This is a genomic window from Streptomyces sp. NPDC057543, assembly GCF_042801895.1.
Lineage (GTDB): Bacteria > Actinomycetota > Actinomycetes > Streptomycetales > Streptomycetaceae > Streptomyces.
This window is the reverse complement of the sequence record NZ_JBHVFF010000332.1, coordinates 1-8,614: the sequence shown is the minus strand read 5'-3', so window position 1 is coordinate 8,614 and position 8,614 is coordinate 1. Positions and strand designations below refer to the sequence as shown.

8 protein-coding genes and 3 pseudogenes are annotated in these 8,614 nt (G+C 66.0%); 8 read left to right on the top strand and 3 right to left on the bottom strand.

Translation table 11 applies throughout. The features are described from left to right. Nucleotides 1-244: pseudogene (locus tag ACFU8Q_RS35880) on the bottom strand (integrase); the annotation flags it as partial. Nucleotides 245-670: 426 nt separating this feature from the next. Here ACFU8Q_RS35880 and ACFU8Q_RS35875 point away from each other — a divergent pair. Together ACFU8Q_RS35875 and ACFU8Q_RS35870 are read left to right on the top strand one after the other, a co-directional pair. After that, a complete protein-coding gene (locus ACFU8Q_RS35875; protein ID WP_384462642.1) occupies nt 671-1,039 on the top strand; it encodes a hypothetical protein in 369 nt (122 codons plus the stop codon). A 217-nt stretch (nt 1,040-1,256) separates the two neighbouring features. After that, entirely contained in the window at nt 1,257-3,464 is a 2,208-nt protein-coding gene (locus ACFU8Q_RS35870) for a penicillin acylase family protein (protein ID WP_384462639.1), read from the top strand. A gap of 755 nt (nt 3,465-4,219) precedes the next feature. On the opposite strand, the pseudogene ACFU8Q_RS35865 reads toward ACFU8Q_RS35870, so the two are convergent. After that, a pseudogene (locus ACFU8Q_RS35865) lies at nt 4,220-4,504 on the bottom strand (PaaI family thioesterase); the annotation flags it as partial. Between ACFU8Q_RS35865 and ACFU8Q_RS35860 the strand changes: the two are divergent. Further along, nucleotides 4,415-4,612: a hypothetical protein gene (locus ACFU8Q_RS35860; protein ID WP_384462645.1), complete on the top strand. Its 198-nt coding sequence runs from the start codon at nt 4,415-4,417 to the stop codon at nt 4,610-4,612. The pseudogene ACFU8Q_RS35865 and the gene ACFU8Q_RS35860 sit on opposite strands and share 90 nt — an antisense overlap. A gap of 15 nt (nt 4,613-4,627) precedes the next feature. Here ACFU8Q_RS35860 and ACFU8Q_RS35855 read toward each other — a convergent pair. Further along, a pseudogene (locus ACFU8Q_RS35855) lies at nt 4,628-5,188 on the bottom strand (LysE family translocator); the annotation flags it as partial. A gap of 367 nt (nt 5,189-5,555) precedes the next feature. Between ACFU8Q_RS35855 and ACFU8Q_RS35850 the strand changes: the two are divergent. The 5 genes from ACFU8Q_RS35850 (at nt 5,556) to ACFU8Q_RS35830 (ending at nt 8,373) form a co-directional block, all read left to right on the top strand. Then, on the top strand, nt 5,556-5,891 hold the full coding sequence (locus tag ACFU8Q_RS35850; protein ID WP_384462636.1) for a DUF6233 domain-containing protein: 336 nt from the start codon (nt 5,556-5,558) through the stop codon (nt 5,889-5,891). A gap of 295 nt (nt 5,892-6,186) precedes the next feature. Then, the gene (locus tag ACFU8Q_RS35845; protein WP_384462633.1) at nt 6,187-6,414 is read left to right on the top strand and encodes a cold-shock protein; all 228 of its coding nucleotides are present in this window, start codon (nt 6,187-6,189) and stop codon (nt 6,412-6,414) included. Nucleotides 6,415-6,441: 27 nt separating this feature from the next. After that, a complete protein-coding gene (locus ACFU8Q_RS35840) occupies nt 6,442-6,825 on the top strand; it encodes a hypothetical protein (protein ID WP_384462630.1) in 384 nt (127 codons plus the stop codon). Between the two features lie 20 nt (nt 6,826-6,845). Next, nucleotides 6,846-7,850, top strand: coding sequence for an IS3 family transposase (locus tag ACFU8Q_RS35835; RefSeq protein ID WP_384462627.1), 1,005 nt, complete (start codon nt 6,846-6,848; stop codon nt 7,848-7,850). Nucleotides 7,851-7,998: 148 nt separating this feature from the next. Continuing rightward, nucleotides 7,999-8,373 carry a hypothetical protein gene (locus ACFU8Q_RS35830; protein ID WP_384462623.1) on the top strand — a complete coding sequence of 125 codons (375 nt, stop codon included), beginning with the start codon at nt 7,999-8,001 and terminating at the stop codon, nt 8,371-8,373. Nucleotides 8,374-8,614: the final 241 nt, after the last annotated feature.

Genomic DNA, 8,614 nt, shown 5'->3' with positions numbered 1-8,614 from the left:
AAGTGCCGGGGGTGACGGGGAAGACGGCGGCCCAGCGGGCATGCGGTATCAGCGAGCTGAGGGCGGCGAGCCAGAATCGGTCGGCCGGCTCATAGTGCACCCTGCCCTTCACATGCCTGCGCAGGATGGCATTCTCGTGCCGCAGCACCAGCAGTTCGGCATCCTTGGCGGCATCTCGACGCAGTAGGACCGCGGGGACGGACAACAGCGCGCGGGCGGTGCGGTAGAGCAGGGACACGATCATCGGGGCAGCATTACAAGTCCTTACCGACGACCCTGGAGGGGGGTGCTGACCAGCAGCGATGACTTTACGAGCCCCACGGGATCTCGAGGCGTTGGGCCAGCGCGAAGGCCTCTTCTGGTTCGAATGCCTCGTACAGTGAGGCGATGCCGTGGGTGTTGAGGTTGTCCATCACCAGCACCACGGCCTCGGCGTCGGGTTAATCCACGCTCAGCAGCTGCTTGACCCGGCTGGCCCAGTCGATCCGGGTCCGCTGGGACAGTGCCTGAACTCGACGCCACCCGCGCAGGGGTTCGACCCACACGAAGATTGAGCACGTGCCCTGCCCTTGACCAACTGGTGCCGGACGATCTTCGTCCAGGAGAACTTGAGCAGGTAGGCGCCGCTGACGCGGTCGCCGAATACCCACCGGTCCCTCCTGGTCGCGATGTGGACGTCCGTCGGCCGCTGCTCGCGATGGCGCAGAGCGCCGACCATCTCGTCGTGGCGCGCCACGACTACAGCGACACCACGCTCGATGCCCTCGCCACCCCGGGGATTGTGCTCAGGCTCCGCGACCTGGTGCCACCCCCGCGCCCGAACCCAGGACCACGCCTCTACGCCCTCCTGCCGTGGCTGCGCGAGCAGTTCGCCGCATCGATGGAACGCAAACAGCCGTTCATCGACGAGATCAAGCGTGGCGCGCACATCCCCGGCGAGGAGGGAGCCCGTCGGCCAGCGACTTCGCAACAAACAGGAACGGTCGTGGATTTGGCGCCTGGGACGGTCGATGCGCGACGAGGTTCCGGTCACTGTTGATCGAGGTCTTGTCAGTGAGCCGTGTGGCGGATAGGACTGTCGGTGTGAGTGATCACCGGAGGTATGTGTTCCTGCTCTGGCAAGTGTGCCGCGTCGAATGCCGAAGCCGTAGTGGATCCGGCGCGTGGATCGCCGCCCCCAAGCACGTGAAGTGCACGATTCGTTGAATCCCCGATGGAAGGTAGAGCAGCTCGTGAGTCAGGTGCGGAACACGGGAGTGAGCCGGCGGCGTGTGCTGGGCACGGCAGCCGGATTGGCCGCAGCCGCCGCGACAGTGCCGTCCGGAGCCGCATTCGCGGTTCCGGCGCAGACGCTGCCCGATTCGGCCCGCTGGCGCAGACACGCCGCCCGGGTGACGATCACGCGCGACGACTGGGGCATTCCGCACATCGTGGGGGAGACCACGGCCGACGCGGTGTTCGGGATGATGTACGCGCAGGCGGAGGACGACTTCAACCGGATCGAACAGAACTACCTCGTCGCCCTGGGCCGCCTGGCCGAGGCCGAGGGCGAGAGCGCGATCTGGCAGGACTTGCGGCAACGGCTGTTCCTCGACCCGGAGGCGCTGAAGAAGGACTACGCGAAGTGTCCGGAGTGGCTGCGCACGTTGATGCGGGCCTGGGCCGACGGGCTCAACTACTACCTCGCGACACACCCCGAGGTGCGCCCGCGCGTGCTCAACCGGTTCGAGCCGTGGATGCCGTTGAGCTTCTCAGAGGGCAGCATCGGCGGCGACATCGAGTCGGTGCTGCTCACCCGGCTCGAAGCCTTCTACGCCAAGCGGGACGTGCCGATGACCGACGAGGAGCGCGGCCTTGTGCTGCGCGAACCCACGGGGTCCAACGGCTTCGCGATCGCGCCGAGCCACACGCGTGACGGCCACGCGCTGCTCCTGATCAACCCGCACACCAGCTTCTTCTTCCGCTCGGAACAGCACGTGACGAGCCGCGAAGGGCTCAATGTCTACGGTGCCGCCACCTGGGGCCAGTTCTTCATCTACCAGGGTTTCAACGCGCACACCGGCTGGATGCACACGACGAGCGGCGTCGACAACATCGACGAGTTCGCCGAGACGATCGTGACGGAGGCCGACGGAACCCGCTCGTACCGCTATGGCGACCAACTACGCCCGGTCACGACGAAGACGATCACCTTGTCCATCCGTACCGAGGACGGACAGGACAAGCGGAGCTTCACCACGTTCGCCACCCATCACGGACCCATCGTACGCGAGGCGGACGGCAAGTGGATCGCGTGTGCGCTGATGAACAAGCCCGTAGAGGCGCTCAAACAGAGCTTCCTGCGCACCACGACGGACAACTACGCGGACTATCTCCGGGTGGCGGGCTTGAAGGCGAACAGCTCGAACAACACACTCTTCGCGGACTCGAAGGGGGAGATCGCCTTCCTGATGCCGCAGTTCATGCCGAAGAGAGACGATCGTTTCGACTACCTCAAGCCCGTCAACGGCAGTGACCCGGCGACCGACTGGCACGGACTGCACACCCTGAACAGCATGCCGCATGTCGTGAACCCGAAAAACGGCTGGGCGTTCAACACGAACAACTGGCCGTGGACCGCCGCCGGTTCGGACAGTCCCAAAGCGGGAGACTATCCGCGCTACTTCGACAAGGCCGGCGAAAACCCGCGCGGGCCGCAGGCGGTGCGTGTGCTGAGTGCGCGAGACGACTTCACCCCGCAGACACTGATCGAGGCCGCGTTCGACCCGTACCTGACCGCCTTCGCGCGGCTGCTGCCGGGGCTCGTTTCGGCGTGGGACCAACTGCCTGAAGGCAACGGCCAGAAGACGACGCTGGCCGGCTCCATCGGTCTCCTGCGCGACTGGGACCACCGGTGGGCCGCGAAGTCGACCGCGACGTCCATGGCCGTCTTCTGGGGGGAAGACATGTGGGCGCTCACGTCCCAGGCGGCGGCGGATGCCAGGATGTCGGTATGGGACTACATTGCCGAGCGCGCCAGTGACGCCCAGCGGCTCGTGGCGCTCGAAACAGCCACGCAGCGGCTGGTACGGGACTTCGGCAGCTGGAAGGTGCCCTGGGGCGACATCAACCGCTACCAGCGCAACGACGGAGCGATCGTCCAGCAGTTCAACGACGCGAAGCCCAGCATCCCGGTGCCCTTCGCCTCATCGCGCTGGGGCTCCCTCGCCTCGTTCGGAGCGAAGGCCTACCCGGGAACGAAGCGCTACTACGGCACGAGCGGCAACAGCTTCGTGGCAGTGGTGGAGTTCGGGCCAAGACTGCGCGCCTGGGCGGTGACCGCAGGCGGCGCGAGCGGCCATCCCGACTCACCGCACTTCAACGACCAGGCCGACCGCTACGCCAAGGGTGACCTGCGCCCGGTCTACTTCTATGCGGATGACCTCGAGGGCCACATCGAGCGGAGGTACCGGCCGGGCAGGTGAGGCCGGTCGTCCCGGCCGAGGTGAGCTGGGGCTGGCAGGAGGTTGGCGCCGGTGCGCGCATCCGCGGTGCACGCTCGTCGGCGCGCCGTCCTGGGTGAGAGGCATGCGCTCGTCGGCACGACCTCCGAAGGAACGCCCGCGATCGGCCGGTGCCGCCAGGGTTGCCGACAGTACTCCCCGGATCATCAAAACTCCCCGGCTCGTCAGTGCCAGGGGCGATGAAGCCCTACCGTCCCTGGAGGCCACGAGCCCGAACCGGGCTCTACGAGGAAGGTAATGGGCAGGGCGAAACCGGCGTCAGGGCAGGTCTGGCGCCGACAAACGTGTAGACGACGGCGCCGAGCGGGCCGCGTCCGTGGATGCCAGCCCGGTGGCCGTCGCCTCCACGATTCGTCGGGTCTTGTGTGTCGGTGCGGTCAGTCGCCATAGCTCCGACAAGTGGCGCATGTAGGTTCTCGATTAGTTCGCGCGAGCCACCCTCACGACAACCCCGCCGTCCGCGAGAGCGCAATCAATCCCTCGTGCGACGAGCCACCACGAGGCGAAGGGACGTCTGCCCGTCTGCGCTCCCGGTTCAGACGAAGGTTCAGTCGAAGGTGCTGAACGTCGCTTCGGGGCGGTCGCGTCGGGAGTGCAGTTCCCAGGCGGCGTCGGCGATCTTGTCTGGGTCGAGGGACATGTTTCCCACGTCGCCGAACTGATCCGGGCTGGACTTCACAGGGTGTGGATGTCACCGCGTTCGATGAGTCCGCCGATTGGCACAGGGTCAGGGTGCGCCCGGGCTTCTGGACCGTTCCCACTGCTTTGAGGTGGTCGCCGGCGGCGGGAGCGAGAAGGTTGATCTTGTACTCCACGGTGAGTACCTCGCTGTCCTCGGTGAACAGTGACAGGGCCGCGTAGCCGCTGGCGCTGTCCGTGATGGCGCTGGTGGCGCCAGCATGGTCGTAGCCGTGCTGCTGGGTGACTTCGGGCCGGTTGGGCAGGATGATGTGGACGCGGCCCGGGGCGACCTGAGCGAGGCGGGCGCCGAGGTGGCGCATCAGGCCCTGGCGGTCGAAGCTGTTGCGGATCCGCGCTTCCGTGTCGGGGGTGGCCTGTTCCTGCTGAGCCTGGTCGGTTACGTACTCTCCTTCGGCGACGAGCGGTAGGGATGGGGCGGGAAGTCACCTGACGAGACGTTCCAGCAGCAGGAATCCTCCGATGGCGATCATCATCACACCGGAGATTCGGGTGACTGTCCGGGCCGCGGCTGGGCGGGCCTTGAGTACGGTGCGGGCCAAGAGGCCGACGGCGATGTAGACCACGGCGCACGCGGCGATGTGTACCGCGCTGAGCAGGCAGGTTTGCGCGGTCACCGGCCAGCCGGCGGCGGTGTCGATGAACTGAGGGAAGAGGGAGAAGAATAGGAGCAGTGCCTTCGGATTCAGACCACTGACCCCCGCTCCCCTGAGCATGACCTGTATCCGGGAGGAGCCCATGTCGTCCTCGGAGGCCGTCACCGCGGCTGGTTGCCTCAGCACGCTCCAACCCAGCCACACCAGATAGCCGGCTCCCGCCACGGTCAGCGCGGTGAGCACAGGCGCGGATCCCGCGACGATCACCGCCAGACCCGCGACTGCCGCAAGCGCATACGCCACGTGCCCGCTGATCAGCCCGACAACGGCCGGAACGACCGACCGTTCCCGCAGGCCTGCCGAGATCGCGTATGCCCAGTCGGCGCCCGGGGGGCAGCACTGACGACGAACACGACCTCATACCCCTGAGCGTCCCGGAGATCCGGCGGTTGATGGGACACCTCGTCGCCAAGCCCCGCGACAAGGGCAACGAGCACCACCTGCGCTGGTCACGCTTCCGACGCCGCAGCCAAGCCCGAGCCCGCCGCTCCCACTACAAACGGCAAGGACCTGAAGCACGCCCGGCGGCTCCGTCTGCGCTCGCGCACTTCTCTCGCCTCGGGCACCGGGTCCGCCACCGGAGAGCAAGGCCAGGGTTCTTGCGATCACTCAATCTTCGGTGACAAAGCTCGACGTCCGCTTGCACGGGACAACGGGGCATCGCGCTGCGCGGCCATCCCCTCGTAAACTCGAACGCGTGTCCGAAGAATCAGTATCGCGATTGCAGAAGCTCCGCTTCCTCCGCCGTGTCCAGCAGCGCCAGCTTGCCCAGACTGACCGCTGGATCGAGCAGGAGGAGCGGCGTCAGGCTGCGCTGGCAGAGCGTCAGCCTCCGCCTCCGCTGCCGGACTGGGTGGTCGAGCAGGGTATTGGCGAGGGCCGGCGTGCGATCGGCGTGCATCAGGGGTTTTGTCGTCCGTCCGGTACCCGGGTCAAGGCCATTTCGCGTGATCAGGCCGTGAGTCTGCTCGCTGAGGACAGTGCTTTGGCCTGCCAGCTTTGTCGTCCGGATACGGCGCTCGGGCTGCTGTAGCGGGTGCCTCGCTGCACGCTGGTCGTATGGATCCGCCGATCGAGGTCGCTCCCCTGAGACCCTTACCGTCCGTGCCGCCTGTCCCCGCTTCAGCGACAGACGCGGCGCCCCGGCCCGATCACTGGGCGGAGCCAGCATCTGGACCCGCCGCCTACTTCGCCGCCCTTAACACGGTGGCTCAAGCCAGTCTTGCGGCCAGTCCAGCTACGCGACCCGGCGGAAACCTCGGCCCGCGGGCATGATCAGTTCAGCGGCTGTCTTTCCTCATGCCGCCCCTACAGAAAGCGAGGCAACCGTGCAGGAGAAGACCAACGTTCAGGGCAAGGTCAAGTGGTTCAACCCCGACAAGGGATACGGCTTCATCGAGACGCCGAGCGACGGGGACACCTACGTTCACTTCTCTGCCATCCAAACCGAAGGCTTCAAGGCGTTGGAAGAAGGCCAGTCAGTCGAGTTCGACATCGTGGACGGGCCCTCTCTGTCAGCCTTGGGTGAGACGTCCCGTTCTGCGGGGCTAGCCTGAGAGGGCACGATAGGAGAACCGTCCTTTATGCCCAGCACAGAGCTCGTCGGGTCCGACCCGGCGCCGAGGCCGAAGCGCCGCACTTTCACCTCGGAGTACAAACTGCAGATCGTCGCCGAGTACGACTCCGCGCCCAGGAACGAGAAGGGTGCAGTCCTGCGCCGGGAACGGCTCTACCACTCGCATGTCAAGGAATGGCGGGCCGCCTGGGATGCCGGGGCCCTGGAAAACCTGGTCGACCGCCGAACCAGCCCGGCCCGTGCGAAGAAGTCCGCCGCGGAGGTGGAGAACGAAAAGCTGCGGCAGCAGGTGGAGCGGTTGCAGAAGGACCTGGCACGGAACAAGGCCGCACTCGAGGTGATGGGAAAAGCTTCCGCGCTCTTGGAAATGATCTCCGAGAGCGCGGACTGAAGCCTGCCGCCAGCCCTGTCGTGGACGAGGCGTTCACCAGCGTCGAGGCTCAGCTAGGCATCACGGCCGCCTGCCGGCTGACCGGCCGCTCCCGCGCCACGCACTACCGTCGGCTCCGGCCCCCGCCGCCACGCAGAACACGTGCCCCGCAGATGCAGCCGTCGGCCCTGACGACCGAAGAGCAGTCCGCGGTACTCGAGTTGATGAACGGCAACGAGTACGCCGAGCTGGCGCCCGCGCAGATCTGGGCCCGCGAGCTGGATGCCGGGCGCTATCACTGCTCCGTCTCGACGATGTACCGGATCCTGCGCGAGCAGGATCAGTCCGGTGAACGCCGACGGCAGGCCACCCATCCTGCCAAGGCGGTGCCCGAGCTGGTCGCCACCGGGCCCTCGCAGGTGTTCACCTGGGACATCACCAAGGCTGCCGGGCCGGTCAAGGGCGTCTGGTATCACGCCTACGTGATCACCGATATCTTCAGCCGGTATATCGTCTGCCACACCGTCGAGCGAGCCGAGTCGGCGCTGCGGGCAGAGGAGTTGATCCGCGAGACGATCGCCCGCAACGGCATCGTGCCCCAGACCGTGCACGCGGACCGCGGCACCTCGATGACGTCGAAGAAGGTCTCCCAACTACTGATCGATCTGGGGGTGACGCGGTCCCACTCGAGGCCGAAGGTCTCCAACGACAACCCTTACAGCGAGGCCCAGTTCAAGACCACAAAGTACATGTCGGACTATCCCGAACGGTTCGATTCGCTGGCCCACGCCCGCGAGTGGTTCGACGCGTTCATCGCGTATTACAACCATGAGCACCGGCACTCGGGTATCGGCTGGCACACCCCCGCCTCCGTTCACTTCGGGACCGCCGAGGAAGTCCGCGACCAGCGCGCGGTCACCCTCGCCGAGGCATACGCCCGCCACCCCAAACGCTTCGGCTGCCGCCCCAGACCACCCGAGATACCCCAGACGGCCTGGATCAACAACCCGGCCAAACGCAGGGAACCCACACCACAAACCCCATAGCGTCACGACCGTCTCACTGGACTTGAAATCTTCCGTCACGGCGGGGAAGGAGTGGACGAACGACGGTGCCGTTCACGAGGTCCACTCCCTGAAGCGACACGCGGCCAAGGCGACGAGGCCCGTGCCTATCCCGCCTGTGCTGGTGCGCATGCTGCGCGAGCACATAGAGAGTTTCGGTGTCGCACCCGATGGACGTCTGTTCCGCAATGGTGCGGGAAACTACGTCGATACTTCCGCGTACAACATCACATGGGGGCGTGCGCGCGAGGCCGCACTGACTCTCGACGAACACGCCCTTGAGCTGGCGAAACGCCCCTACGACCTGCGCCACGCAGGGATCTCATTCTGGCTTGCCTCCGGTGTCGACCCGGCAGAGTGTGCGCGCCGCGCCGGACAGAGCATCCAGGTCCTCTTCCGCTACTACGCCAAGTTTCTGGCCGAGGCGCGGAACCATGCCAACAGCCTGATCGAGGGGTCGATGCGAAGGTGGGAGGGGCAGGACCGCAGTGCAGAGGACACATGAGCCGGGCCTTGGCCCGGAAATGCCCCGGAACAGCTGGTCAGAGGTGGGATAGCAGTGGGAGATATCGGGAGTTACTCCGCACTTCACCCCGTGGCTTAGATGCGCTCCAGGGAGGGCGCCTGACAGGTGAAACACCTGTTAAGGCGCCCATTTTTTTCGTCTAGAAGAAACCCAGCATCTTAGGCGAGTAACACACCAGAAGATTCTTAGTGATCTGGGAGTGCTACACCATCATTTTTTT